At 69.9% G+C, this 25,395-nt stretch carries 25 protein-coding genes; 4 read left to right on the forward strand and 21 right to left on the reverse strand.

What is annotated here, in order from left to right; all coding sequences use genetic code 11:
* Window positions 1-46: 46 nt before the first annotated feature.
* A complete protein-coding gene (locus tag ACFV6H_RS25485; protein ID WP_385546152.1) occupies window positions 47-1,033 on the forward strand; it encodes a hypothetical protein in 987 nt (328 codons plus the stop codon).
* A gap of 108 nt (window positions 1,034-1,141) precedes the next feature.
* Here the strand turns inward: ACFV6H_RS25485 and ACFV6H_RS25490 are convergent, their stop codons facing one another.
* On the reverse strand, window positions 1,142-1,678 hold the full coding sequence (locus ACFV6H_RS25490; RefSeq protein WP_385546155.1) for an RNA polymerase sigma factor: 537 nt from the start codon (window positions 1,676-1,678) through the stop codon (window positions 1,142-1,144).
* Window positions 1,679-1,769: 91 nt separating this feature from the next.
* Window positions 1,770-2,360 carry a Pycsar system effector family protein gene (locus tag ACFV6H_RS25495; RefSeq protein WP_385546158.1) on the reverse strand — a complete coding sequence of 197 codons (591 nt, stop codon included), beginning with the start codon at window positions 2,358-2,360 and terminating at the stop codon, window positions 1,770-1,772.
* 133 nt (window positions 2,361-2,493) lie between these two features.
* On the opposite strand from ACFV6H_RS25495, the gene ACFV6H_RS25500 reads away from it, so the two are divergent.
* On the forward strand, window positions 2,494-3,726 hold the full coding sequence (locus ACFV6H_RS25500) for a hypothetical protein (protein ID WP_385546161.1): 1,233 nt from the start codon (window positions 2,494-2,496) through the stop codon (window positions 3,724-3,726).
* 81 nt (window positions 3,727-3,807) lie between these two features.
* Here ACFV6H_RS25500 and ACFV6H_RS25505 read toward each other — a convergent pair whose 3' ends face one another.
* The 7 genes from ACFV6H_RS25505 to ACFV6H_RS25535 all read right to left on the reverse strand — a co-directional run bounded on the left by ACFV6H_RS25505 (window position 3,808) and on the right by ACFV6H_RS25535 (window position 10,732).
* On the reverse strand, window positions 3,808-5,214 hold the full coding sequence (locus tag ACFV6H_RS25505) for a cytochrome (protein WP_385546164.1): 1,407 nt from the start codon (window positions 5,212-5,214) through the stop codon (window positions 3,808-3,810).
* Window positions 5,215-5,423: 209 nt separating this feature from the next.
* Window positions 5,424-6,419 carry a dihydroxyacetone kinase subunit DhaK gene (dhaK, locus tag ACFV6H_RS25510; RefSeq protein WP_385546167.1) on the reverse strand — a complete coding sequence of 332 codons (996 nt, stop codon included), beginning with the start codon at window positions 6,417-6,419 and terminating at the stop codon, window positions 5,424-5,426.
* A gap of 95 nt (window positions 6,420-6,514) precedes the next feature.
* Window positions 6,515-7,288 carry a dihydroxyacetone kinase subunit DhaL gene (dhaL, locus tag ACFV6H_RS25515; protein WP_385546170.1) on the reverse strand — a complete coding sequence of 258 codons (774 nt, stop codon included), beginning with the start codon at window positions 7,286-7,288 and terminating at the stop codon, window positions 6,515-6,517.
* 31 nt (window positions 7,289-7,319) lie between these two features.
* Window positions 7,320-8,138, reverse strand: a complete 819-nt coding sequence (locus ACFV6H_RS25520; protein ID WP_093596534.1) for an HAD-IA family hydrolase — start codon at window positions 8,136-8,138, stop codon at window positions 7,320-7,322.
* 4 nt (window positions 8,139-8,142) lie between these two features.
* Window positions 8,143-9,003 carry a ketose-bisphosphate aldolase gene (locus ACFV6H_RS25525; RefSeq protein WP_385546175.1) on the reverse strand — a complete coding sequence of 287 codons (861 nt, stop codon included), beginning with the start codon at window positions 9,001-9,003 and terminating at the stop codon, window positions 8,143-8,145.
* 155 nt (window positions 9,004-9,158) lie between these two features.
* Window positions 9,159-9,524 (reverse strand): VOC family protein, encoded by a 366-nt coding sequence (locus ACFV6H_RS25530; protein WP_385546178.1) that lies wholly within the window; start codon window positions 9,522-9,524, stop codon window positions 9,159-9,161.
* A gap of 77 nt (window positions 9,525-9,601) precedes the next feature.
* Window positions 9,602-10,732: a hypothetical protein gene (locus ACFV6H_RS25535; RefSeq protein WP_385546181.1), complete on the reverse strand. Its 1,131-nt coding sequence runs from the start codon at window positions 10,730-10,732 to the stop codon at window positions 9,602-9,604.
* Window positions 10,733-10,947: 215 nt separating this feature from the next.
* On the opposite strand from ACFV6H_RS25535, the gene ACFV6H_RS25540 reads away from it, so the two are divergent.
* Together ACFV6H_RS25540 and ACFV6H_RS25545 are read left to right on the forward strand one after the other, a co-directional pair.
* A complete protein-coding gene (locus ACFV6H_RS25540; protein ID WP_385546184.1) occupies window positions 10,948-12,132 on the forward strand; it encodes a DegT/DnrJ/EryC1/StrS family aminotransferase in 1,185 nt (394 codons plus the stop codon).
* A gap of 40 nt (window positions 12,133-12,172) precedes the next feature.
* On the forward strand, window positions 12,173-13,390 hold the full coding sequence (locus ACFV6H_RS25545; RefSeq protein WP_385546187.1) for an aminotransferase class V-fold PLP-dependent enzyme: 1,218 nt from the start codon (window positions 12,173-12,175) through the stop codon (window positions 13,388-13,390).
* On the opposite strand, the gene ACFV6H_RS25550 is transcribed toward ACFV6H_RS25545, so the two are convergent.
* From ACFV6H_RS25550 to ACFV6H_RS25605, 12 genes are all read right to left on the reverse strand, one after another.
* Window positions 13,362-14,168 (reverse strand): DNA alkylation repair protein, encoded by an 807-nt coding sequence (locus ACFV6H_RS25550; protein WP_385546190.1) that lies wholly within the window; start codon window positions 14,166-14,168, stop codon window positions 13,362-13,364. The genes ACFV6H_RS25545 and ACFV6H_RS25550 overlap by 29 nt on opposite strands.
* 117 nt (window positions 14,169-14,285) lie before the next feature.
* Window positions 14,286-15,155 (reverse strand): hypothetical protein, encoded by an 870-nt coding sequence (locus ACFV6H_RS25555; RefSeq protein ID WP_385546193.1) that lies wholly within the window; start codon window positions 15,153-15,155, stop codon window positions 14,286-14,288.
* The gene (locus ACFV6H_RS25560) at window positions 15,152-16,531 is read right to left on the reverse strand and encodes a phenylacetate--CoA ligase family protein (protein WP_385546196.1); all 1,380 of its coding nucleotides are present in this window, start codon (window positions 16,529-16,531) and stop codon (window positions 15,152-15,154) included. Before ACFV6H_RS25560 ends, ACFV6H_RS25555 begins: the two co-directional genes overlap by 4 nt.
* Complete coding sequence (locus ACFV6H_RS25565) at window positions 16,528-17,943, reverse strand: coproporphyrinogen-III oxidase family protein (protein ID WP_385546199.1); 1,416 nt, start codon at window positions 17,941-17,943, stop codon at window positions 16,528-16,530. Before ACFV6H_RS25565 ends, ACFV6H_RS25560 begins: the two co-directional genes overlap by 4 nt.
* Window positions 17,940-19,286 (reverse strand): hypothetical protein, encoded by a 1,347-nt coding sequence (locus ACFV6H_RS25570; RefSeq protein ID WP_385546202.1) that lies wholly within the window; start codon window positions 19,284-19,286, stop codon window positions 17,940-17,942. The genes ACFV6H_RS25565 and ACFV6H_RS25570 overlap by 4 nt, the downstream gene beginning before the upstream one ends.
* A gap of 226 nt (window positions 19,287-19,512) precedes the next feature.
* Window positions 19,513-19,941 (reverse strand): Asp23/Gls24 family envelope stress response protein, encoded by a 429-nt coding sequence (locus ACFV6H_RS25575; RefSeq protein WP_384783739.1) that lies wholly within the window; start codon window positions 19,939-19,941, stop codon window positions 19,513-19,515.
* Window positions 19,942-20,130: 189 nt separating this feature from the next.
* Window positions 20,131-20,325, reverse strand: coding sequence for a hypothetical protein (locus ACFV6H_RS25580; protein ID WP_093605286.1), 195 nt, complete (start codon window positions 20,323-20,325; stop codon window positions 20,131-20,133).
* Window positions 20,326-20,445: 120 nt separating this feature from the next.
* Complete coding sequence (locus ACFV6H_RS25585) at window positions 20,446-21,312, reverse strand: phosphatidylinositol-specific phospholipase C/glycerophosphodiester phosphodiesterase family protein (protein WP_385546205.1); 867 nt, start codon at window positions 21,310-21,312, stop codon at window positions 20,446-20,448.
* Window positions 21,313-21,459: 147 nt separating this feature from the next.
* On the reverse strand, window positions 21,460-22,584 hold the full coding sequence (locus ACFV6H_RS25590; RefSeq protein WP_385546208.1) for an acyl-CoA dehydrogenase family protein: 1,125 nt from the start codon (window positions 22,582-22,584) through the stop codon (window positions 21,460-21,462).
* The gene (locus ACFV6H_RS25595) at window positions 22,581-23,774 is read right to left on the reverse strand and encodes an acyl-CoA dehydrogenase family protein (protein ID WP_385546239.1); all 1,194 of its coding nucleotides are present in this window, start codon (window positions 23,772-23,774) and stop codon (window positions 22,581-22,583) included. The genes ACFV6H_RS25590 and ACFV6H_RS25595 overlap by 4 nt, the downstream gene beginning before the upstream one ends.
* Window positions 23,775-23,806: 32 nt before the next feature.
* The gene (locus ACFV6H_RS25600; RefSeq protein ID WP_385546211.1) at window positions 23,807-24,793 is read right to left on the reverse strand and encodes an NADPH:quinone oxidoreductase family protein; all 987 of its coding nucleotides are present in this window, start codon (window positions 24,791-24,793) and stop codon (window positions 23,807-23,809) included.
* Between the two features lie 130 nt (window positions 24,794-24,923).
* Window positions 24,924-25,193, reverse strand: coding sequence for a DUF5133 domain-containing protein (locus ACFV6H_RS25605; RefSeq protein WP_384985856.1), 270 nt, complete (start codon window positions 25,191-25,193; stop codon window positions 24,924-24,926).
* Window positions 25,194-25,395 lie beyond the last annotated feature (202 nt).

Consider the following 25,395-nt stretch of genomic DNA (forward strand, 5'->3'; position numbering starts at 1 on the left):
GGCGGCGGCATCGTCCGGCTGCTCCGGCCGTCGGACAGGAGTGGTGATGGCGCTGGTGTCTCCCGGTATCACCCGGGTTGTGTTCGCCGTGGACATCGAGGGCTACAGCAGCCGGCTGAATCTGGAGCAGATGCGTGAGCAGGAGCGGCTGGACCGGATCGTGCGGCACGCCTTCACCAACGCGGGAACCGAGTACTTCGCACGGCAGGACAGCGGCGACGGAGTGCTGCTGATCCTCCAGTCCGGTATCGATCAGGCATGGGTGCTGCCGCGGTTGCTAACCGGTCTGCGCGACGGTCTGGAGGTGGACAACCGGGACCGCGGTCCCACCGGCCGGATCCGGCTGCGGGCCTCGCTCGGTGAGGGAACGGTGCATGTGGCGAAGACCGGTTTCGCCAGCGGCGTGGTGATCGACGTCTGCCGGTTCCTCAACTCGGGTCCGCTGAAGGCCGCTCTGCGCGCGGCGAAGGACCGCGATCTGGTCACCGCCGTCACGGACCACACGTATCAGCAGGTGGTACGGCAGCGGTATCCGGGCCTGGATCCGTCCGCGTTCCGGGAGGTACTGGTCACGATGGAGGACAAGGGCTTCAGCGGACGGGCCTGGATCGACGCGCCCGTCCCGGGCCGGGCACCCGCCGTACCGGAGCCGAAGACGGTCGAGGGCTTGGCGGACTTCGGAGGCGAGGGCATCGAGCGTACGGGCAAACAGCCGGCCGCCGGAGCCGAGCGTGCCCGCAAGGCACCGGGCTCGGCGCTGAACACGGCGGTACGGACACTCGAAGCGGGCTATCTCATCCATGAGCTGAAGCAGGCGCACCCAGCCGACCGCACCGGGCACCACGAGGGCGAGAGCGAGTCCAAGGAGCACGACGGCCGGGCCGGCGACAAACACCACGGGCATCACGCCTCCGGGCACCACGCCTCGGGCCACTCGGGGATCGGGACGGACGCCGGTGCTCCGGCGGAGACGGAGGAGTACGGGGACGAGGACGAGGAGGAGTTCGACGACGAGTCGCCGGACGAGCCCTGACAGTCGCCGAGGCCCGGAACGGGGAGCCGGGCCCGGAGGCCAGGGGCCGGGGGTCCCCTGGCGGCGGAAGGGAGTACGTACCGTCCCGGCCCAGGACGGTACGTACTCCTACCGCATGGTCGGAGCCGGCCGCAGCAGATCTCGCCGTGCCTTTCCGACCTCCTGCCGTACCCGGGCCGGTGGTTCGTCCATGGTGTCCGCGATCTCGTCGTAGGAGAGTCCGGCGAAGTCGCTCAGCGCCAGCATGGCCCGCCGTCTCGGCGGGAGCCGGCGTAAAGCCGACTCGAAGGCACCGGTGTCCGCCTCCGGATACGGGTGGTCCGGGTCCGCAGCGCGGGAGTCCGGGGCCAGGGCCAGGGCCAGTGAGTGGATCACAGCACAGCGGTCGAAAAGGGCGCTCGCCGTGGAAAGGGCCGTCCCACTCGCCCCACCACCGTCGGTGAGCCTCCTCCAGGCGTCCCGCAGCGCGGCCGTCGCGGCGGCATGAGCGGCTGCCTTGTCACAGGTGATGAGCCGGCACAGGCCCAGGAGCCGGGCCCGGTGACGGCCGGCCAGTTCGGTGAAGGCCGCGCTGTCGCCCTGTGCGCCACGGGCGAGCAGTTCGGTGGTGTCGGCGGTTCCGGCCATGTTCTCCGGTCCGTACATGTCCGTGCTCCTCAGTTTCAGTTCCGAGGAGTGGACCGTAGGCACCGGCGGCCGGCATCACCACATCAGAAGATGCCATCGGGCGAACTTCTCAGCGGACGAGCCGGTCCAGCAGAACCGCGCCGCCGCAGCAGCCGAGAGCCGCGACGAGCAGCCACATCGAGCCCGCCACGGCCCGGTATTTCAGGGCCACGATCAGACTGACCTGGCGTAGCTGACTGACCGTCAATTCCAGTCGGGCAGCGGCCGACCGGCCTATCGCGGCGCCCAGTTCCGCATCGGTGCCGTATTCGGCGGCATCGCCGAAGTACTCCACCGTCGAACCGCCGGTGGCGGCGCCGCGCCGCGAGCTGCGGGGATAGACCACACTGCCGAGCAGACCGATCCCGCCCGCGCCCGCGGCCAGCCCGATCCACCACAACCACTGTACGGACGCGGCCAGTTCCAGCGGCGACCAGGACCTGGCCAGCAGCCCGCCGGCCAGTGCCCCGCCGCCGATCCCCGCGCCGGCCAGCAGGATCTGGGCCTTGTTGTCGGCCCGGTCGACCTCGGAGCGTGCTTCGGCGAGCAGCGTGGAGGCGTACTCCAGGGCGGCCTCCTCCGGCGGGGACGGCACCGGAGCGGGGAGGGCTGGGGGCCGGCGTACGGCGGCGAGCACCCTGGACAACCACGAGTCGGACACACGCCCATTCTGCCTTCCGGACACGTGGCATGGCTTCGGCTTTAAACAGTCCTTGTCGCCCGATGCGCCTCTCAGTACCTTCTGTCACCTCAGATCGCGACCTCGTGCGCACGAGGTCCATGAGGGGGGACAGATGAACAAAGCGATTCGCCGCGCCATCGCGGTGGCGGGGGCGCTCGCCCTGCTGCCGCTCCTGGCGGTCTCCGCACAGGCGGAGACGCCCGGGCCGCTCTCCGTGGAGGCGGTGGCGGCCATGACACCGGAGCGGCAGGCCGAGGTGCTCGAACCACTGAGACTGGCCGCCGACGCCGTGGCCCAGGTGGGACAAGGGCCTCGGAAGGACATCTACACACAGGTCGAGATGGCCGCCGACTACCGCTCCGTCAATGTCTATCTGACCGATGTGCGCCAGGGCCGGAACTTCGTGGCCGCGGTGCACAAGGCCAATCCCGAGGTCGACACCGGACTGATCCATGTGGTCAAGGGCGAGAAGTCCCGGCAACAGCTCAGGAAGGAGATCGACGCGATCACCGGCCGCTCGGATCTGCCCTTCGAGGTGACTCTGGCGGGCAGTTCGGTCGACGGCGGCACCATCGAGCTCGCCGTGGACGATCCGAAGGCCGCGGAGCGCTACTTCGCCTCGCCGGCCGTCGTGCAGCAGAGCGCCGCCGCTGCCGACGGCACCGAGGTCCGCGTCAGAAAGGCGCCGTCGTCGACGCCGCTGAGCCGCTGGAACGACACCACGCCGTTCTACGCGGGAGCCGCGCTCGGACCGGCGTACGGAAGCCAGTCCAACTGCACCAGCGGAATACCCGCCGTCAGCACCTGGGACGGCCGCCAGTGGCTGGTCACGGCCGGCCACTGCTACGGCGTCGGCACCCATGTCTACGCGGCCGGCGGCAACTACATAGGCCAGGTCAAGTACCAGCTCCCGGCGATCGACTCGTCGTTCATCGAGGCACCGACGAACCGCTACACCTGGGACGGCCTCGACGCGGCGGGCTACAGCCGCTATCTGAACGGCGTACGCAATGTCGCCGTCGGCGACTTCACCTGCCAGCTCGGATACAACTCCAAGGTCGTCTGCAACATCAGAACGGTGTACTCGGGCAATGTGAGCTGGAACGTCAACGGCACGACCGTATGGGGAAGTTACGGTGTGCCGCACTACGGCGGCATCGTCGGCCGGGGCGGCGACAGCGGCGGTCCGGTCATCTACATCAACGACACCGACTCTCGGCAGCTCAACGGCATCGTCAGCGTCGGCTACGGGTACAACGCCGCCCAGGAGTGCAGCACCGGTCTGGGCTGGGTCGATGTGTGGTCGATCTTCAACGGTTTCTCCATCAAGCTGAACCCGTCCTGACCGTCCTGAGCTGAACCCGTCCTGATACGACAGGCGCGTGGCCCTGGCCGAACCGGCTGGCCGGGGCCATCGCCCACACCGTCAGAACGAGTTCGGATCTATCTTGCCGGTGACCAGGCTGGTGAGGAACTGACGCAGCGTGGCGGCCGGTACGGGCTGCTCCTCGCCCGCCGTCCGCTCGCCCGCCGTCCGCCGATCGGTGGCGGGCACGACGGGTATGTCGAAGCCCGCCCTGAGCTGGTATCTGATCGGCAGCGCGCGCAGGCCCCGTACGAAGGGCGAGGAGCGCCATGGAAGCCGATCCACCGGTACCGCCAGTTCGAGGTGCTCGAACTGCTCGAACAGGGACTCAAGGGCCAAAGTGGTGATGGTGGTGGCGAGTTCCCGGGCCGGGCACTGCCGTGGGCCCGCGCCCCAGGAGAGATGGGCACGGGTGCTGGTCGCCCGGTGGGCCGACGTACCGGCCGCGAAGCGTACGTCCGTGTGTGTGGCGGCCGTGGCGATCCACACCGGTTCGCCCGCCCGGATGATGTACTCGCCCAGCCACTGATCGGTCACCGGGAACCGCGGTACGAAGTTGGCCAACGGCGGCTTGCGGAGGGCGACATGGTTGACGGCCTCGCGGATCATGCCCGCCGACAGACTGGCGCGTGCGCGGCCGTCGCCGGTGATGATCTCGACGACGGAGTTCGCGATGAGGATGCCTCCGTGGTCCGCGATCATGCCCATGAGCATGGTGAGTTCATGGGCCAGTTCCGAGGCCGTCAGATTCGGCCGTGCGGCCAGCAGATAGGACGGGAAGTCCTCGCCCGGCCGGCTCCGTTTCTCCTCGCCGAGCCTGCCCATGGCGGCGAGGACACGCTCGGAGGCCTGGGCCGAGGCCGGTCCGGCGTCCAGGATCCGCCAGATGTCCATGAGGGCTTCGTCATCGAGGGAGCCGGAGGCGCCCAGCAGCTCGCCGGCGACCATCAGAGGCAGCGGCCGGGAGAACTGCGCGGCCAGATCCGCGATACCTGATCTGCCGCCCTGTGCGAGGAGTGTGATGAGGTCCTTCGCGGTCCGGCGGATGTTGTCCTTGAGCCTGCGGGTCTGCGGATGGCCCGGATCCTGGAAGGGCTTCAGCGCCGCGTCCCAAGCGGCCCGGTAAGCACCATGGTTGGGACCGCCTCGCGCCATCATGTTCTCGGCCACCAGCGCGGGAGCGACCGGCCAGTCGTCCGGGACACGGCCTTCGTTACGGGCCCGCCAGTGCTGTATGCCCTTGGGCCACATCGCGTCGTTCTGGAGTACGTGCAGGGCTTCCGGATATCCCAGCACCAGCCACACGGGCACACCGAGCAGATCCACCGGAGCGACGGCGCCGTGCCGTTGGCGCAGACGTTCGTGCACAACCTCCGGGCTGTCCTGGTACTCACGCCCGAGCAGAGGCTCGGCCGGCAGTGACTCCAAAGTGACGTCCGGGGTGTATCCCCCGCTGACTCGTTCCACGTCGGTCTCTTCCTACAGTGCGGCTCACCGCACCACAAGTCGGCTGGCGGCGCGGCGAACTGAGTGGCCGTCAGCAAGCAGCACACAAGCCTGACATGGTGTGATCGCCGCCGGCCGACCAGTCGCGTCACACACTGCTACGGAGCGGACACATTGCCAAGCCCGTTCAACGTCAAAGCTTGGACAACAAATCCCGCCGGACGCGGATCTCAGAAGACACGGATCGGGATCTCGGCCGGGGCCGCGAGCAGATCGGAGATCTCGTCGTCCAGCCGGACCAGAGTGATGGAGGCGCCCGCCATGTCGAGCGAAGTGCAGTATTCGCCCACGTAACTGCGGCGGATCTCGATGCCGCGCTCGGTGAGTTGCTTGTGCGCCAGCCCGTACACCAGATACAGCTCGCCGATGGGAGTGCCGCCCAGGCCGTTGACCATCAGGGCGACACCGTCACCGGAGGTGTAGGGAAGATCCTCGACAACAGCGGTGACCAGCTCCCGCACCATCGCGTCGGCGGGCCGGAGCTTCTCGCGCCGCCGTCCGGGCTCACCATGGATGCCCACGCCCATCTCGACCTCGTCCTCGGGCAGATCGAACAGCGGCGATCCCTTGGCCGGCGGAGTGCACGCGGTCAGCGCCATGCCCATGGTGCGGGTGACGGAGTTGACCTTCGCGCCGATCCGGTGCACCTCTTCGAGACCGTCTCCGCGCTCCGCCGCCGCGCCGACGGCCTTCATCACAAAGAAGTTGCCCGCCACACCACGGCGGCCGACCGTGTAGGTGGAGTCCTGCACGGACACATCGTCATCGATGAACAGCGTACGGACGGTGACACCGTCGGCCTCGGAGAGCTCTTCGGCCATCTCGAACGCCATCCGGTCGCCCGTGTAGTTGTTGACCAGCAACAGCACGCCCTTCGGCGACGCGACCAGCTTGACCGTCTCGTACACATAGTCGGTGGGCGGCGCGGAGAAGACATCGCCGGGACACGCGGCATCGAGCATTCCTCTGCCCACGGTCATGGCATGGGCCGGTTCATGTCCTGATCCCGATCCCTGGACGATGGAGACCTTGTCCGCGCGCGGTGCGTCGGCGCGCATGATCAGGTTGTACTCGGGGACATAACGGAGGCTGTCCGGATTGGCCAGGGCCAGCCCTTGCAGCATCTCGGGCACATAGTTCTTCGGATCGTTGACGAACTTCTTCATGAGAATCGCTCCTGGATCTCGACGCTGAGGCAGGGACAAGGGCTGAGGCAGGGACAGGGCTGGTAGGTCCGGATCGGTTCCGGTCGGCCTGGAGGTCAGACGCGCCGCGCCCATTCGTCGGCGATCCGCTCCGCGATGACCGCGACGGCCACGGCTCCCGCGTCGGGCGAGCCGATGCTGCGCTCTCCCGTGTAGCTCGGCCGACCGCGTCTGGCCAGCATCGGCGTGGTGGCGTCGGCGGCGATACGGGCCGCCGTCGCCGCGACCCGCGCCGGACCGGCGGGCCCGGCCGGCCCGGCCGGCCCGGTGGGCCTCGCCGCCGCGCCCTGTCCGGTCCGCAGCTCCGTCTCCAGCGCGTCGGTCATCGGGATCAGCGCGTCCAGCAGCGTCTTGTCGCCGAGATCGGACCGGCCTCGTACCTTGATGCCCTCGGCGGCGGCGCGCAGCATGGCGACCGCGTCCGCGCCGCCCAGTTCGGACCAGGACCGTTCGTTGACGGCCCCGGCCGCCCGGAGGAACGCCGTGCCCCACAGCGGTCCCGAGGTCCCGCCCACCCGTTTGGAGATCACCAGGGCCACTTTCTTCAGAAACACCGAGGGCGAATCGCGGTCGAAGGTGTCCCAGTCCGCGAGCACGATCTCGAAGCCCCGTGCGAGCGAGTATCCGAAGTCGCCGTCGCCCACGACGGCGTCGAGTTCGCCGAATTCGCGTTCGTTGTCCACCGCCGTCCGCGCGATGGTCCTGACGACGAACTCCAGATCGCTGCCACGCTCGCCGCCACGGACACTGCCGGTGTCGACACCGCTGGTGCCGCGCCCGTCGCGGCGCTCGCTGCTGCGGTCACTGCCGCTGTCTGTTGTCGATGGCATGTCGTCTCTCCTGACTCCTGACTGGCCTGCGTCACTTCGCGCCGGGGGCAGCGGAGAGCAGGAATTCGAGATCGGCGAGCCGGACGAAGGGACGCGGATCCGCGCCGAGCGGATCGCTCAGCACCTCCGTGGTGATCTCCTTCCGCGCGGGATCCGTGGGATCAGCGGAATCGGCGGGATCGCCCAGGGACGACACGACCAGCAGCGCGCCGCTGAAGTCCTCCTCGCCGGTGTAGGCGCTGGGTGTCACCACACATCCGAGGCCCGCGTCCAGCGCCGAACGCAGCCCGTTCCGGCTGTCCTCGATCACGACGGTGCCCGTGGCGCCGAGCCCGAGCCGGTCCACCGCGTACAGATAGATGTCCGGAGCCGGCTTCTTGCGCGGGACGATGTCTCCGGCGAACACGGCGAAACGCGCGGCGAGTCCGGGCCCGGCGGCGAGTTCCAGCACACTCCGTACGGCCGGCTCCGCCGAGGTGGAGGCGACGGCCAGCGTCCATCCGGCGGCATCGGCCTCGGCGGCGATCCGTCGTACGCCGGGCCTGGGCGGAATGGTGCCGCTCTGGATGATCCCGGTGTACACCTCGGTCTTGCGCCGGTGCCATCGCGCGATCTGTTCGTCGAGCGCGTCGGGATCGCTGGGCAGCCCGGCCGCGGCGATGAACTCGGGAGTGAGGAGCGTCTTCATACGCTCCTTGCCTCCGCCGACCTTCACCTTCTCGGCGTACTCGCGGTCGCTCCAGCGCACGGGCAGCCCGAATTCCTTGAAGGTCTGGTTGAACGCCGGCAGATGCCCGTAGCGCTCGGTGTCGGCGAGTACTCCGTCGCAGTCGAAGACGAGGGCGGGCACGGTGTCACCCGGCCCGTCCGGCGCTGCCGAAGAGCGTCATGAGCGAGCCGGCCATTCCGATCACGTCCTGGCGCACGGAACGGAACAGAGACGGCGGATCCCATTTCTGTTTCTCCGCGGCCGATTCGAGAAAGGTGAGACTCGACTTCATAAATGTTTCCTTGAGGGCGGTCGAGATATTGACCTTCGCGCATCCTCGGGAAATAAGATCGTGGAACTGTTCGTCGGAAAGGCCGCTGCCACCGTGGAGCGCGATCGGCAGAGGATGTGCCGCGACAATGTCGGAGACACGCTGGAAATCAAGTACCGGCGCGCGTTTGTATGTACCGTGAGCGTTTCCGATGGCGGGCGCGAAAACATCCACATGGGTCGTGTCGAGGAATTCCAGCGCCACCTCCAGATCCTGCTGGGCAGCCGCCTTGTCGGTGCCGATGTCGTCCTCCACGCCCGTGATCGATTCGATCTCGCCCTCCACATGGGCGCCGTACGCACGGGCCTCGGCGACGACCTCCACCGTCTGCCGCATATTCTCCGCCACCGGCAGCCGGGAGGCGTCGAACAGTACGGAATTCCAGCCGCGCCGCAGACACTCGGTGATGACCGCACGTTCCGGACAGTGATCCAGATGCAGACTGACCGGTACCTCGATACCCGCCGTCATCGATGTCCACATGGCATGGAGCACATCGCTGCCGATCGATTTGACCGTCTTGACGGACGTCTGCACGATCAAGGGCGAGGATTTCTCCACGGCCGCCGCGAGAACCGCCTCCATCGTGAGGTCGTTGAAGATATTGATGGCCGGCACGCCATAACGCTCTTTGAAGGCGTCGGACAGAATGTCGGTCAGCGGCACGACAGACACATGGACTCCTGGGATCGGGCTCGCCCAATGGGGCCCGGCCCTTCTGGCGGTGGACCGGACGCTCCAGATCCATTCCACGCCTGTAGGCCGGGCGCCGCCAGTCGGCCAGGTTCCGCCGCACGGCGCTCGCCGGCCGGTGCCATAGGGCATCAGCATCAGACGGTGCGGGCCACGACCTCGATGTTGTGGCCGTCCGGGTCGCGGACGTAGCAGGCGTAGTAGCCCGGTTCGTACTGCGGGAGGAGGGCCGGTTCGCCGAGTACGTCGACGCCCATCTCGACCGCGGTCCTGTGCACCTCGTCCACATGGTCGCGGCTGTCGGCGCCGAAGGCGACATGGAGTTCGCGATCGGTGCGGCCCTCGGCCGGGATGATCCAGATATCCGCCTTGTCGCCTCGGCCGAGCCCTACGGTGTCGCCGTCCTCCGCGACGACCTGGGTGCCGCACGGCGCCAGCAGGCGTTCGTAGAAGGCACGGCTGGCCCGGACATCGCTCACCTGGAGTGTGATGTGGTCGATCATGTTTTCCAGTGTCATCGCGACCGCCTCCGGCGTACGGCAGAGACCTCTCGGCGAACGAGTGACGCCGGGCGGACCGGCTACGGCGCCCTCCGGCTCATCTGCGTCCAACGGGCCGCTATCGCCTCCAGACGCTCCTGGTAACCGTTCTGATCCTCCGTCAGGTCCCGCTCGGCCCGCGACCGGCAGCCGCAGCGGTCCCAACGGGCGGCCTCGCCGAGGGAGTCGGCGGACGGTGTCAGGGCGAACGCCTTGAGCGTGTCGATCAGCATGGGACGGCACACCGGGCAGCTGTCAGGGCGGGCGGTCACGACCTCGCCGACCTGCGGGTTGTACCAGGAGAGACTGAGGTCGCCGGCCTCGTCAGGCGCGTACACCTCGACGGTGGCCGTCCGCAGCGCCCGGATCAGCAGCCATAAGGACGGCGGTTCCCACAGGCCCTGTTCATGCGCCCAGCCCAGCAGACTGCCCTGCTTCGCGCTGAGCGGGAAGAGCATCTGGATGGCGAAGCGGGCCGCGCGCGTGCCACGGATCGTGGCGAGTGTGTCCTCGTACGCCTCGGCCGGCGACATGCCGAGCCCGCCGAGGGTGATGTTGGCGATGGGAGCGATACGACGGGCCCGCAGTTCGCGGGCGGCCGTCTCGTAACACGCGGTCGGTGTGCGCTTGAGATGGCAGCGACGGCGCTTGTCGGGATCCCAGGACTCCACACCGAGATGACAGGCGATGGCGACATCGGGCAGAAAGTCCTGTATCTCGTCCAGCAGACGCGGCGAACAGAACTCCGGGCGGGTCTCGAAGGTGAAGCCGACCGGTCTGCGGCGGGCGACGCACCGCAGCAGGTTCCGCCGTAGTCCGGGCGGCACCTCACGCTCGTCGAACAGACTGCCCGAGGGCGAGAGATAAATCAGTGAGCCCTCCGGCACGGACGCGATCCGCGCGGCGACGGAACGGTGGACCTCGTCGGGATCGATCTCCGGGCCCACACCGTAGTTGCACATGCTGCACTGTCCGCCCCGGTCGAAGGTGCAGCCTCGGGTACGGAACCAGAACTGGTAGAAGTCCACGACCGCCGAGGGCCGTCGCAGCCAGACAGTGCCCTTGCGTACGGCCCAGTCGGTGTCCGAGGGATGAGGCGCCCGCCCGGCCCGGATCTGCCGGTTGGCCCGCAGGAGCGTGCGTTCGACCTCGGAAGCGGTGACGGTCGGCATGGCATGCCTCCAAAGGCGGCGAAGGTGCGCAGGGAGGGCCTAAGTGATGAAGTCGGGAGAGCCGTGCGAAGTGCGGAGAGCTGGGGGCATACCCATCAGACAATCGGATCAAACGAGTGCGAAACCGCCCTCAATGACGGGCGATCGGCGTACGCTGCTGAGGTACTCACCGGTCCCCGCACGGGGAGAAGGCTCTCGGGGTGGGGAGACGCACGGTGTCGCACGCTTCACAGAGCGCCGAGGGCGGCCGTCTTGTCCCGGTGACCGGGCATGGCGTCGGTGAGGCCGAACTCGCCGCCGTCGCACGCGTACTCGGCTCGGGCGGCCTCACCACCGGCCCGGAGACCGCGCTCTTCGAGGAGGAATTGGCCAGGCACTTCGGGACCGGGCCGGTCCTCGCGGTGAACTCGTGCACCGCCGCCCTGCATCTGGCGCTGCTGTGTCTGGGCGTCGGCGCGGGCGACGAGGTGATCACCTCCGTGCTGACCTTCCCGGCCACCGTCAACGCCGTACTGGCCGTCGGCGCGGTCCCGGTGCTTGTCGATGTCGATCCGCGGACCCTGAACATCGGCCCGGCCGCCGTGGCGGCGGCGGTGACGCCTCGTACCCGGGCCGTCGTACCGGTCCATATGGGCGGCGCCGCCTGCGACATGACGGCTCTGCGGGCCGTCGCCGACCGCCATGCCCTGGCGCTGGTGGCGGACGCCGCGCACGCGGTCGACACACGGATCGACGGGCGGCACATCGCCGGTGAGGCGGATGTGTCCTGTTTCAGCTTCTACGCCACGAAGAACCTCACCTCCGTCGAGGGCGGTGCTCTGACCGGTCCCGCGGAGATCGTCGACCGCGCCAGGCTGCTGGCCCGGCACGGGCTGCGTTTCTCGTGGGACCCGGCGCTCCCGGCCACGGCGGCTTCCTACGAAGCGGTCGCCGCGGGCTGGAAGTACAACCTCAGCGATGTGCATGCCGCCGTGGGCCGCGCCCAGTTGGCCCGGCTGCCGGAGTTGCAACGCGCGCGCCGTGACGTCGTACGGATCTACGACGACGCCCTCGCCGGGCTGCCCGGCGTCGATCTGCCCCACCGGACTTCCACGGAGGAGCACAGTTGGTATCTCTATCAGATCCAGTTGGCGGCGGATCCGGACGGCCATGGGCCGCCGCGCGACCGTGTGGTGGAACGGCTGCGCCGCGCCGGGATCGTGACCGGCTCCTACTACGCGCCACTGTCACGGCACGCGTTCCTGGCGTCGGTGTGCCGGATACCGGAGCCGCCCGTACACGCCGAGGCGGCCTGGCACCGGCTGCTGGCACTGCCGGTGCATCCCGGCGTGTCGACGGCGGACGCGAGGTGGATCGCCGGACGGCTGACGGCGGCTCTGGCGGAGGAGGGCCGGAGCTGACCGCCGGCGGGCTCATCCTCGGCGGTGTTGAGGCGCGGCCGTGAACGCCGAGGATAGGGACCTCGCTGTTCCGGCCGCAGGCCGCGCCGCGCTTGTGGACCGCGCGGACTTCCCGCTGGTGCATCAGCGTACATACCTCGACTCGGCCAGCAAGGGCGCGCTGGGAGGGCCGGTCCGGGCCGCCGTCGCCGGTTTTCTGGACGAGTGGGACGACGGCGGAGCGCGGTGGGACCTGTGGCTGGAGGAGATGGAGGCGGCGCGCGGCGCCTTCGCACGGCTCATCGGCTGTGCGCCCGAGCAGGTGTTCGTCGGCAGCTCCGTATCGTCGGCCGTCGCCGCGCTGACAACGGCGCTGGACTACCGCGAACGGCCCGAACTCGTGCTGTTCGAGGACGACTTCCCGACGCTGGCCGATATCGCGCTGACCACCCGTCGGCTCGGCGCGCAGGTCCGGCTGCTGTCCCCACCGGCCGGTGGCCCGGGCGGTACGGACGCGGCGCTCGCCGCGCTGTCCGGGGCCCTGACCGAGCGGGTGGCGGCGGTCGTGTTCAGCGGCGTCCATCACAACGGCCGGTACGAACTTCCGCTGGCGGAGGTGGCGGACATGTGCCATGCGGTGGGCAGCCTGTGCGTGGTCGACGGCTACCACCAGGCAGGTGTGGTCGGCGTGGATGTCACGGCCACCGGAGTCGACGCCTGGACCTCGGGCTGTATGAAGTACCTGCTGGGCTCGGCGGGCGGTTTCACCCTGACGTACTGCGGCGATCTGCTGCTGGAGCGGGCCCGGCCGCTGGCGGTCGGCTGGCTCGGCGCCGCGGAGCGGTTCGCCACCGCCCGCTCGGCCGTACGGCGCCGCGCGGACGCGGCCCGCTTCGACTCCGGGCTGCCGTCGCTGCTGTGCGCGTCGGCCGCCCGAGCCGGTCTGGAGCAGGTGCTGTCCTGGGACGGCGGCGCGGTGGAGCACCATGTCCGGGCCCTGGTGGCCGACGCCGCCGAGGCGCTGGTACGGGCGGCCGGGCCGCGCTCGCGCCCGCCGCTGCGGAGCGCGGGCGCGATGCTGTGCGTGCCGGTCGACGACATCGTCACCGTACGGCGGTCACTGGCCGAGGAGGACATACTGACCGGTTCCTGGCTGGACTGGCTGCGTGTGTCCTTCCATGCCTACAGCGACGAGGAAGATGTACGCCGGTTCGTGGAGGCGATGGAACGGCGGGACCTTCTCCGGCACATCATTCCGCGCCTGGCGAACGGGAGTTGAGCGAGGTGGCCGTCTCCTCGGTGTGTACGGAGGGCCCGTACACCGTTGATCCGTGGGCGGCGGGCAGCCGCCGGACCGTCCAGTCGTCGCCGGAGCGGCGCAGCAGGCCGACGATCTCGGCGGCGGCGTACGGTTCGGCGGCGAGCAGTTCACCGGTGAGCGCCGTCGCACAGGAACGCAGCAGCCATCGGTCGTCGGTCGCGGCCCATGCGCGGAGCGCGAAAGCCAGGGCATGCGGGTGGGTACGGGCGAGATAGCGCAGACAGAAGGGCACGTTCTTGCGTACATAGGGCGCGTCGTCGGCGAGCGGCACACGCAGCAGCCGGATCAACTCCTCGACCACGGACGGCGTCTGCCGCTTCGGCTGGCGGGCCACCACCAGGAACGCGCGGTGCTCGCGGTCGCCGCAGTCCTCGGCCGCCCAGCGGCGCACCAGCGGCAGAGCGCGCTCGGCGTCCGCCACGAGCGCCTCCCGGGCGCCGAATGTGGCGGCCTCCCGCACCGTCCAGTCTCCGTCGCCGATCAGCGGATCGACCAGCGACCGGGCGTCGTCGTCCCGGTGGCGGAGTACGAACCAGGCGGCGGCGTATCCGGCGACACAGCGCGCCTCCGGGACGGCGGACGCGGCCAGTCGGCCGAGGATCGCGGTGTGCTCGGCGGCGGGCGCCGTACGCAGCGCCTTCGCGGTCGCCCGCAGCGCGGCGACCGGCCGCCCGGCGAGGTCGCGTGGCAACGGGAGTGGTGTGCCAGGTGTGATGGGTGTGCCAGGTGTGTTCATACGGTGGTCCCTCCCCCGGCCGCTGGGCCGCTGGGCGCACCAGCATGGCACACGGCGGTACGGGACCAGGCCAGGGCGGGCCGGGCCGGTGCGGGCTGCGAGTCAGCCGGTAAGAAGTCAGCCGACCAGGGCGTGGTGTATGGCGTACGCGGAACGGTCGGCCGTCGTCGGCCCGGACCGCCCGGCCGGGCCCGGCGCGGTGGACGCCATCCACTCCAGCACCGCCGCGACATCCGCCACGGTGGGCAGTCCGCCGATACGGTACGGCGGCGGTGACCACCGGTCGTCGGTCTCTATGCCATGGGCGGTCAGCACCTCACGGGCGAGACCGGGCGAGGCCGCGACGGCGGCGGCTCCGTCACGGCACGCGGCGAGAAAGGCCGCGGCGGTCTCGGCTTCCGGCGCCCGCTCCCCGGCTGCCGTGCACAAGGCCGGTCCGGGCGGAGTGAGCGTACGGTCGGTGGCCATCACCGTACAGCCGCGGCTCAGACACCAGGAGCCGGCGGGCTCCGGCAGGACGGCCCAGTCCACGGCGCCACCCACGAGGGCCCGGCCCCGGGCAGTGATGTCCTGGATGTCCACGACGGTGACCTCGGCCCAGTCGCGGTCGAGCAGGCCCAGCAGACAGAAGGCGCTGAAGTCGGCGATCGTTCCGCGTGAGACCGCGAGAACCGGCCGCGCCCGGGCCTCGGCCGGTCCCGCGAGCAGCCGGAACATCCCGCCCTCGCCCGGCCCGTCCAGCAGATTGGTCATGATCCGCATGGCGGCGGTGGTCATATGGATACGCAGCACACTGACGAGGTTCATCAAGGCGACATCGAACTCCCCGGCCAGAAAGGCCGCGTCGCGCTCCGCCGCGCCGGTGACCACGGTGAGACGCACCGCGACTCCGCGACGGGCGAAGGCGCCGGTGTGCGCGGCGGCCAGCAGCGGCACCGCCTTCTCGCCGGTCATGAGGCCGACGCGTAGCTCATGGGCCGTGCTCACCGCGCGCCGCCCGCCTCGGCCGGAGCCGGGGCCTGGGCCTGGGCCTGGGCTTGCGCCGGAAAACCGTCGCGGCGGTCGACCAGCCGGCGCGGCTTGCCCGGACCGTCCTCGGCCACAAGGTCGTCGTACACGCACCACTCCAGCTCGATCTCGACCGAGCCGACCGCCGCCGACATGTCCAGGGACATCTCGCGCAGGCCCGCGATCAGCCGCCGTACCGCCTCGGAGGTCAGCGGCCGGTCGCCGTGGGTGGCGACCCGTACCGACAGCCGGTCGCCGGTGTCGAACCACTGGCGGTCCATGGGGACTTCATCGACATACGCCCGGAAGTCGGTGATCCCTTCGGTGCCGACCAGTGCCTCTTCCACCTGCCATGCCCATAGCTTCTCGCCGGACTCCAGCACGGCGGACTCCGCGATCCGGCCCAGGACTTGCGCCTCCAGCGCAACCACCGGGCCCTGCGGTCCCACTCGTGTCAGCCGCACCAGATCGCCGGTGCGATAGCGCACCAGCGGCATGCCTTCCTGGAAGAGCGTGGTGGCGACCAGTTCGCCGGTGGCGCCTTCCCGTAACTCGGCGGGACCGTTCGCGGTCAGCACCTCGTACGCCAGGTCCGAGGTGAGGGCGATCGAGCCGTCGGCGGCCGGATCACAGCCGAGATGGCCGAGTTCGGCGGAGCCGTAGAAGCTGTGGACCGCGTCGAGGCCCCAGGCCTCCCGCATCGACGCACGCAGCCGGCCCGAGACCGTTTCGCCCGACAGCAGCAGCATCCGGGTGCCCAGCGCCGTGGCCGCGTCCCCGGGCCCGACGAGTGCGGCGAGCCGCTGCGCGTAGCCGGGAGAGGTCGCGATGACATCCGCGCCCAGTTCACGCAGCAGCGCGAGCGTGTGCGCGATGCCCGGTCCCTTGCCGACCGGCACCACCCGTAGCCCCAACTCCTCACCGGCCGAGGTGAAGTCGGGACCGATCAGCCAGATGCCGAAGCCGTGCGCCACGACCAGTGTGTCATCGGGATCGACGCCACAGGCGACCAGGCCCGCGGCGGTCCTACGGACCGTGGCCGCACGGTCGCGGGCCGTGAAGAAGGCCGGTTTGGCGGATCCGCCGGTGCCACTGCTCGCATACGCCGTGACGCCCGTCCGCGCCGCCATCCTGGAACCGCCGCGCAGCAGATCGGCCGCGCTGGTGAACGGGATGTCCGCCCAGGCGCCCGCACGGGCGTGGTCGTCGCCGTCGCCGTCGCTGCCACTGTCGCTGCCGCCGTGACCGGTCGGTAGATCGCGGTAGTACGGAGACGTCCGAGCCGCGCGGTGTGCCGCGGCGCGCAGTGTGTGCTCCGGCCGGCTGGCGAGCGGCGCCATATCCCCGGTGCTCATGCCGGGCTGCCGTGGAGGTCGACGGACATCATCTGCAACTCCGGCTTGTAGGGCTGCGGAAGACGGTGGTTGTCCGCGTTGAAGAACGCCTTGGAGATCGTGTCCATGTAGTGCACACCGCGCGGTGTGACCCTCAGGATGTCCTCGCTCTCCTCGGTGAGACCGCTCGCCGCCAGCAGATCCAGTGTGTCCGGGAACGCCTCGCGCAGTGTGCGCCCGAACCGTTCGCGAAAGGGCGCCAGAGGCAGTTCGATGTGTTTGACACCGAGGACGGCGTAGCGTGAGCGACGGTCGGAGTCGGTCAGACGACGGCCGGCGAGTACGGGCAGCGCGCCGCCGCCGACCGTACGGGCGTACTCGCCGAGCGTGTGGATGTTCCAGTACACCGAGCCGTTGAGGAATCCGACCGCGCCCGGGCCGATCGCCGCGTACTCGCACTGCGGCGCCGCCCGGTGCCTCAGCTCGTACACCGACTCACGGCCCGGCAGACAGAGATCGAAACCGGCGCTGCTGCACGAGCCGTAGTGCCGGTATCCGGCGGCGGCGAGAGTGTCCAGCGCCGTCTGCGCCATCCGGACCTCGGTCGCCTCTCCGGCCTGGGGAACGGTACGCCCGAGCCGGATGCCCCGGCCGAGCGGGCCCATCGGATCCAGCAGCATCCGGTATGTACTGATGTGGTCGGCGCCGGTGCGCACGGCCCGGTCGAGGTCCGCCGACCAGGAGTCCATGTCCTGGCCGGGAAGCAGGAACATCAGGTCGACGGCGACATTGTCGAAGCCGGCCCGTCGGGCGGCGGGCACACAGGCCGCGGAGTCCTCCGCGGTGTGATGGGAGCCGATGGCCGTGAGCATCCGGGCGTCGAAGCTCTGTACGCCGAAGCTGATCCGGTTCACTCCGGCCTCGCGCAGCGCGCTCAGATACTCGGGCGTGGCGTGCGAGGGATGGCATTCCAGACTGACTTCCGCGGCCGTGAGGTCGAATCTCTCCCGGAGCCGGGCGAGCAGTGAGCCGATACGGGCCGCGGACAGCACCGACGGCGTGCCACCGCCGAAGTAGACGAAGTCCGCCCGGTCGATGTGCGGTGCGACAACGTTCCCGTACAGCGCGATCTCCTGCTCCAGCAGGCCGCCGAGCCGGTCCGGGCGTGTACCGCTGAGGAACTTGTTGTAGTTGCAGAACGGGCAGATCTGATCACACAACGGGACATGCAGATAGATCCCGAAGCCGGCCGAGCCGTCGGTGGGCCGGGCCGTCAGATCCGCCGGGATCAGTGGGCGGATGTTGACGGGAAAGTAGGTGATGTACTCGCACTCCCTCGCGAGCGGGCCGGTCAGGTCCGGGCCGTTCAGATCCAGGGCGCTCAGGTCCTGGCCGGTCGGGTCCGCGTCACTCAGGTCCGGGTCGATGCTCATGCTTCGCCCTCCTCGGCGAGTCCGCTCATCAGATGCACGACATGCCGCATCGCGGTGTCCACCTCGGCCACCGACGCGCCGGCCAGGGCGAAGCCCGCGTACGGGACCTTCTCCGAGGACGCCGTCACGAGTGTCGGGACGAAGGCGACGCCCTGGTCGGCGAGGACACGCGCCACGGTCTCGAAGCGCGCGTACAGACGTTCCTCCGGGATCGCCCTGGGCAGCGGCAGGGTGTCCTCGGTCCTGACGACCACCGGCCGGCCGGCCGACGCTCCGAGGTTCGCGGCGATGGCCATGGCGGCACAGGGACCGGTGCGGCGGGCGTTGATCTCGGTCGGCGCGAGCCGGCCGTCGCGCGCCCGCACGAAGTCGACGTCGAACCAGCCTCGGTAGCCCTCGGCCGCCAGCATCGCGCCGACCGTGCGGCCGAAGTCCGTCACCGGCCGGCGCAGCGGCTCGGGCAGCGCACCGGGCCCGGTGGTGGCGCCGCGGTAGTGGGTGCCCGTCACATGCATCAGCGCGGTGCCTCGATCGATGACGCCGTCGTCGGTGATCTCGCCGTCGTAGGTGAGCTGGCAGTGGAGCGGATGCGGCTCGATGTACTCCTCTACGAGCAGCGGTACGACGCCGAATATCGCGTCGTCGTCGGTCAGCGCGCGCAGCAGGGCCCACACATCGTCCTGGGTGGGGATCTCGTCGGGCCGGACCAGCCGGGTCCCGAAGCCGCCGACACCGAAGTCCGACTTGAGCATCACCGGGCCCGCGCCCGCCGTGGCCCGTGCGGCGAGCGCCGCCGCCGCGGTCTGCGCGTCGCCGTAGACCTCCTGACGAGTTATCAGAATCTCCGGCCGTCCTCGCGCGCACTCCGAGAAGCGGCGGTGCGCCTCGCGCTTGGACTCGAAGGCTGCCTGTCCGCGCTCTTGGGCCGGGCCGCCGCCCGGGGTCGTGGGACGACCGGACACGGCGGCGCGCAGGCGCTCCGTCCCGGCCGTCTCGCCCCACGCCAGCAGATGTCCGCCGCCGGGCGCGTCCAGCGCGGCACGCAGTGTGGCGACCGCCGCCGGATCGGCGGCGAGCACATCGGACAGACCGGGCTCACCGGCCGTCCAGTGGAGCGACACATGGGGCCAGTGCAGATAGCTGCGCTGCATGTCAAGCCAGGCACGGTCGAAACGCAGCGGCAGAAAGACCGGACCGGGATCGGCCGAATAGAACAACGCGAGCCCGGCGTAATGATGGCCTTCGATGTCCCACGACCGTAAATGATCGCTGCGGAATTGCGCCGGAAAGAATTGACGATTGTACTCGGCCACATTGCCGATATGGGCGTTACCGCCGCTCATGAAGCAGTCCGGCCATGATGACTTCCCCCCTGGGCCGCCGTCCGGCCGCTCAGCGTAACCGGCTTCCCGGCCGGGCACCAGGCGTTCCGCGACACATATCCAGGAGTGTCCAGGAGTATCCAGGAGAGGAGAGAAAGGCACGGAAGTGAAATTCGCGACGGCCGTGGCCGATGTTTCGGATGGGACTTCGTTCCGCACGCGGATCAGCGCCCGGAATGGATCGCGCTCACTCCACGCGTGGCGATTCGCCGGCCTCTTCGCCCTCGGCTCCGGGCACATGGACATCGAGTACGCCGATGTTCACCTCGACAACGTCCAGTCCGGTCATGCTCTCCACGGCTTCGGAGACATTCGACCGGATATTGCCCGCGGTCTCGGTGATCGGTGTGCCGTATTCGACGACGATGCCGAGATCGATCGCCGTCTGCTTCTCACCGACCTCCACCTGCACACCGCGTGCGGAGTCGTCCGCGCCGGGCATCTTGCCGCGTACGGCGCCCAGGGTGCGTGACATGCCGCCGCCCATGGCATAGACACCGGCCGCCTCACGGGCCGCGATGCCCGCGATGGACGCGACGACCGAGTCGGCGATGGTGGTCTTTCCCTTGACCGTGCTTTCCTTGTGTCCCGCCAGAGTGGCTTCGCTGGTTGCCATCAGGGGCCGCCCCTTCTTGCCGTGCGGCCGGAGAGGATGCACGAGAGGGTGCGCCTCTCACGGGCCCGCCTCTTCTCTCCACTGTGCCCGGCATGCCGTGGTGACGCCATTCGCCGGCCGTCACCGCCGCCGGTGGCGCTGTTCCCGCGCCGACGTGGACCGCCCGGGTTCATGTCCACCGGCGCGCCGTCACGGTCTGAGGCTGCTGACCACTCCGGCCGTGGCGGAGATTCCGTTCGCGATGGTCGGCGCCATGCTCGTGCCCGAGAGGAAGAACCCGAGCAGGATGCAGACCGTCGCGTGCGAGAACTTCAGTCCGCCGTTGCGTACGAAGATCACCGCGAGGATCACCAGAAGCAGCACCACTGAGATCGAAATGGCCATCGACAAACCTCCTCCGCCGCACCGGAATCGCGGCATTCGGCCGCCAGTGTGGCGGAGGAGGAGGCCCGTACCGCCGACTGGCGTGTCCGCCGAACGGGTGGTTGACCGCGGTGATCTTGGCTACGCGCGGTGCGTGCGCAGGAAACGTTCGAGGCCCGCAAGGTCGTCCGTATTGAGGTGGTCGACGCCGGCGGCGAGCAGTTCGGTCCAGACGGCGTCCCGCTCGGGGCCCGCGAGATCCGGAGTCGCCCAGAAACGCACGCGCTGCCCGCGGTCATGGGCGGTGGCGACGATACGGCGCAGTTCGGCGCGCTCCTCCGCCGGGAAGGCGCCCACGCCCTGCCAGCCGAAGCTCTGGGTCCAGTTGCTGCTGATGAGCGGTACGAAGGAGGCGGAAGCGGCCGTACCGAGGTCCTCCAGCCGTCCGTCGTAGAACGCGTACCGCACCCGCTGCGCCTCCATCGGCACACGGGCCGCGCGGTCGCCGGAGATGACCGGTGTGACCGCGCCGAGGCGTACGGAGCCGTGCGCGTAGGTGCTCAGCATGGAACGGTACGCGGTCAGTTGGCGGTGGAGTTCGGTGTAGGCGGCGACGCCGTCCGTCTTGATGTCGATGAGGAGCTGTACCGGACGGTGGCAACCTCGGTATACGGAGCCATGGTTGGCCCGTACGCGCGCGAGCAGCGGATCGAGATAGAGCGAGGCGAGCGTACGCGCCGGATCGAGATCGGCGGGCTCATGGGCGACGAGGAGTTCACCGTCGACCAGAAAGATGTCCGCCTCCACACTCATGAAGCCATGTGACAGAGCGTCATGGAGCGGGCGGGCGTGGAGGTAGTCGTTGTGGGCGTGTGCCTGACGCAGCGGCCGGGCTTCCCGGCCGCCTGGTGTACGCGTGGTGGCCTGCGCGCTCGCGGGAGCCGCGACGACTCCCGCGAGCGCGGCGGCGAGCGTGCTGACGGCTCTGCGGCGGGTGGTGAGGGCCATGATGCCTCCGGAGGAACGCGGTGGGGCGCGGACCAGCCGAGTATCCGCCCCTGCGGGGCCCAACCGGGGCTGTCCGCCGCAGAGTTCGTCACCCCGCCACCTGCGGTTCAGTCGGCCCGGGCGCAGGCCGGAGCCGCCGGACAGGGACTACCGAGGGCCCGGCAGATCGGCGAGCGCGGCCAGTGTCTCCTTGTGGCGGCCCGGTGAACCCAGCGCGAGCTCATCGGACTTGGCGCGCTTGAGGGCGAGATGCGCGGGATGCTCCCAGGTCATTCCGATCCCGCCGTGGAGCTGGACGCACTCCTCGGCCGCGTGGACGGCGACCCGTGCGCAGTACGCCTGGGCGAGGGCCACCGCGAGCGGTGCCTCGGGGCTGCCGGTGGCCAGCGCGTCGGCCGCGTTGCGGGCGGCGGCGCGGGCCGAGACGACCTCCAGCCAGAGCTGTGCCATCCGGTGCTTGAGCGCCTGGAAGGAGCCGACGGGACGGTTGAACTGATGCCGTTCGCGCGTGTGCCGGACGGTCTCCTCCAGACACCATTCGGCGATGCCGAGTTGCTCGGAGGCGAGCAGCCCGGCCCCGGCCAGCAATCCGCGGCGTACGGCGGCTTCCGCCAAGGGCGGCGCGGCGATCCGCAGACCCGCGGTGGCGTCGACGGTGACCGCGGCGAGCGGCCGGGTCAGATCGAGCGGTGTCAGCGGTTCCACGATGACGCCCGGCGAGGCCGTCTCGACCGCGTACAGCCCGTCGTCCTCCAGCACCAGCAACACATCCGCCCGCTGCGCGTCCGCCACACCCCTGATCGTCCCCGCGCCGACGGACAGCGGCCCGTCCGGCGCGGTGGTGAACGGTACGGCGAGCACCGCGACCCGGTGCCCATGGGCGAGCGCCGTGAGCAGTCCCGCGACATCCGTGCTCTCCGTGCTCTCACCGTCACAGGCGAGCAGCGTCTCGGTCGCGATCACCGAACTGGTCAGATACGGCGCCGCCGTGACGCTCCGGCCCAGCTCCTCCAGTACGACGGCGGCCTCGCGCGGGCCCGCGCCCTGGCCGCCGAGCTTCTCCGGGACGAGCAGCCCGGACACTCCGATCCCGGCGCTGAGCGAGGTCCACAGCTCGGGATCGTACGGATCACCGGACTCCGCGCGGACGAGCGCCGCCGGTACATCGTGGCGGTCGGTGAGCAGGGACCGTACGGCCGCGCGCAGATCGTCCTCGATGTCGGAGTAGAGCAGATCGGGAGAGGCCTCGGATCCGCTCGGCCGCAGCGTCATCGTGTCAGGTCCTTCCAGGGAACGTCCTTGTCGTCGCGCGGCTCGGAGGGCAGACCGAGGACGCGCTCGGCGACGATGTTCAGCAGTACTTCGCTCGTACCGCCCTCGATGGAGTTGCCCTTCGAGCGCAGATAGCGGTAACCGGCGTCGCGTCCGGTGAAGTCGACCAGCTCGGGCCTGCGCATGGTCCAGTCGGAGTACAACAGGCCTTCCTCACCGAGGAGTTCGACCTCAAGTCCGCTGATCTCCTGATTGAGCCGGGCGAACGCGAGCTTCATTCCGCTGCCTTCGGGACCCGGCTGTCCGACGGCGAGCTGCTGGCGCAGCCGCTCGCCGGTGAGCCGGGCCACCTCGGCCTCCACCCAGAGCGTCAGCAGCCGCTGATGCAGTTCGTGGGTACGCAGTTCGGGCCGCTCGCGCCAGGTACCGGCGACCGGGCCGATCATGCCGCCCTCACGCGGGAGTTGGGCTCCGCCGATGGAGACCCGCTCGTTCATCAGCGTGGTCCGTGCGACCTTCCAGCCCTCGCCCACCTCGCCGAGCCGGTGTGCGTCCGGGATCCGTACATCGGTGAGGAAGACCTCGTTGAACTCGGCCTCGCCGGTGATCTGGCGCAGCGGCCGTACCTCGACACCGGGATCGGTCATATCGCAGAGGAAGTAGGTGATGCCACGGTGCTTGGGCAGATCCAGATCGGTACGGGCGATGAGGATGGCCCAGCGGGCGAGATGCGCGCTGGACGTCCATACCTTCTGGCCGTTGACGATCCAGTCGCCGGTGGCGGAGTCGCCCTCGCGTACGGCGCGGGTGGCGAGCGCGGCGAGGTCCGAGCCGGCACCCGGCTCGCTGAAGAGCTGGCACCACACCTCCTCGCCGACCCACAGAGGCCGCAGAAAGCGCTCCTTCTGTTCCCGGGTGCCGTAGCGCAGGATCGTCGGCGCGGCCATGCCGAGACCGATGCCGATCCGGCGCGGATCGTTGTCGGGCGCGCCCGCCGCGGCCAACTCGGCGTCCACAACAGCCTGGAGAGAGCGCGGCGCGTCAAGTCCGCCGAGCCCCACGGGATAGTGGACCCAGGCGAGTCCGGCGTCGAAGCGCGCCTTGAGGAAGTCGGTACGGTCGGTCCCGGCCGGCGGGTACTCGGCGAGCAACTTCCGGACGAGGGAGCGCAGTTGGGCGGCGTCGGTCAGCGGTCGATCGGTCAGCGGTCGAGTGGCGTCGGTCATCGGGCCACGCCTTCCGGGAGGACCACGACCCGTCCGGTGGTGACACCGTCGGCGACCCGCTGAACGGCGTCGGCCGCGCCCTTCATCGGCACCCGCTCACTGATCAGCGGCTTGATCGCGCCTTGGGCCGCGAGCGCGGTCAGCTCCTCGTGACAGGCGGCCACCGCCGCCGGATCCTTGGCGGCGTACAGACCCCAGTGCAGGCCCAGGATCGAGTAGTTCTTCACCAGCGCGTGACCGAGGGCGGGGCTCGGAATGGCGCCGCTCGCGAAGCCGACGACCACGATTCGGCCCTCGAAGGCAACGCACTTGGTGGACCTGTCGAAGGCCTCGCCGCCCACCGGGTCGTACACCACATCCGCGCCCCGGCCGCCGGTGGCCTCCTTGACCGCCGCGACAAGGTCGTCCGTACGGCGGTCGATCACCAGGTCGCAGCCCAGTTCCAGGGCCACCCGGGCCTTGTCCGGGCCGCCGCCGGTGACCGGGCCGCCGACAACACCGATGACGGTGGCTCCCGCGGCCTTTCCGAGCTGTACGGCGGCGCTGCCGACACCGCCCGCCGCCGCGTGGACGAGCAGCGTCTCGCCCGCCCGCAGGCGCGCCCGTCGGTGCAGTCCGAACCAGCCCGTCTGATAGCCGATCCGCAGGGCCGCCGCCTCGGCGTCGTCCAGGGCCTCGGGCGCGGGCAGGATCGCGGCCTCGTCGGCGACGGCGTACTCGGACAGTCCGCCATACGGCAGGGCGGGCGTGGCGATGACCCGACGTCCGTCCTCGGTCTCTCCGCAGATCTCCACGCCCGGTGTGAAGGGCAGCGGCGGCCGTACCTGGTACTGGCCGCGGCAGAGCAGTACGTCCGGGAAGTTGATGTTCGCGGCCCGGACGCGCAGCAGCACCTGGCCGTCGGCGGGCTCGGGACGCTCCACCTCTTCGAGCCGCATCACCTCGCCCGGCTCTCCGTTCCGGTGTACTCGCCATGCTTGCATTCAGGGCCTCCACACGATGGGCGGTACCGCACTCGACCGCATACTAAGCGGTCGCTTGCCACCGTGGGAACAGCCGTACCTGTTCGCCGGGCCGACCCGCCGTACACCGGTCAGCCGCGCGCGGTCGCGGTCACTCCGCGCCGATCTCGTGAACTCCCGGGCCGACGGGCTCCGTTCCGTCCGGGAAGATCGGAACCGGCCGGGTCCTGCGCAGATACGCCTCGGCGTGCCAGATCGCCTCACGCGCGGTGCGCTGCCCCATGAGTACGCACAGGGTGTACGCGACGTCCTCGAACCGCCCCCGGGTGGTCTCGTCGAGCGGATCGGCGAGGACGAGCCGTTCCCAGGCCCGGTAACGGGCCAGCAGATCAGCGACCAGATGTCTGTCCGGCAGCAGCATGTCCACCACCTCCCGTCATCGCGCGCAGCGCGAGACCAGTCCCCTGGAGGCCATTCTCCCCCCGCCTCCCCGCATCCGCTCGGCGAAGTCCGGCGGATGCGGGGCGGGCCGCCCGGCGGCCCGAACCAGTCGCTTATACACATCTGAAGCGGCCGGCGTGTTAGGGAGTGTAGATATCGGGGGTGGCCGGATGCTTAAAAAA

The sequence above is a fragment of the Streptomyces sp. NPDC059743 genome, assembly GCF_042732975.1.
Classification (GTDB): Bacteria; Actinomycetota; Actinomycetes; order Streptomycetales; family Streptomycetaceae; genus Streptomyces.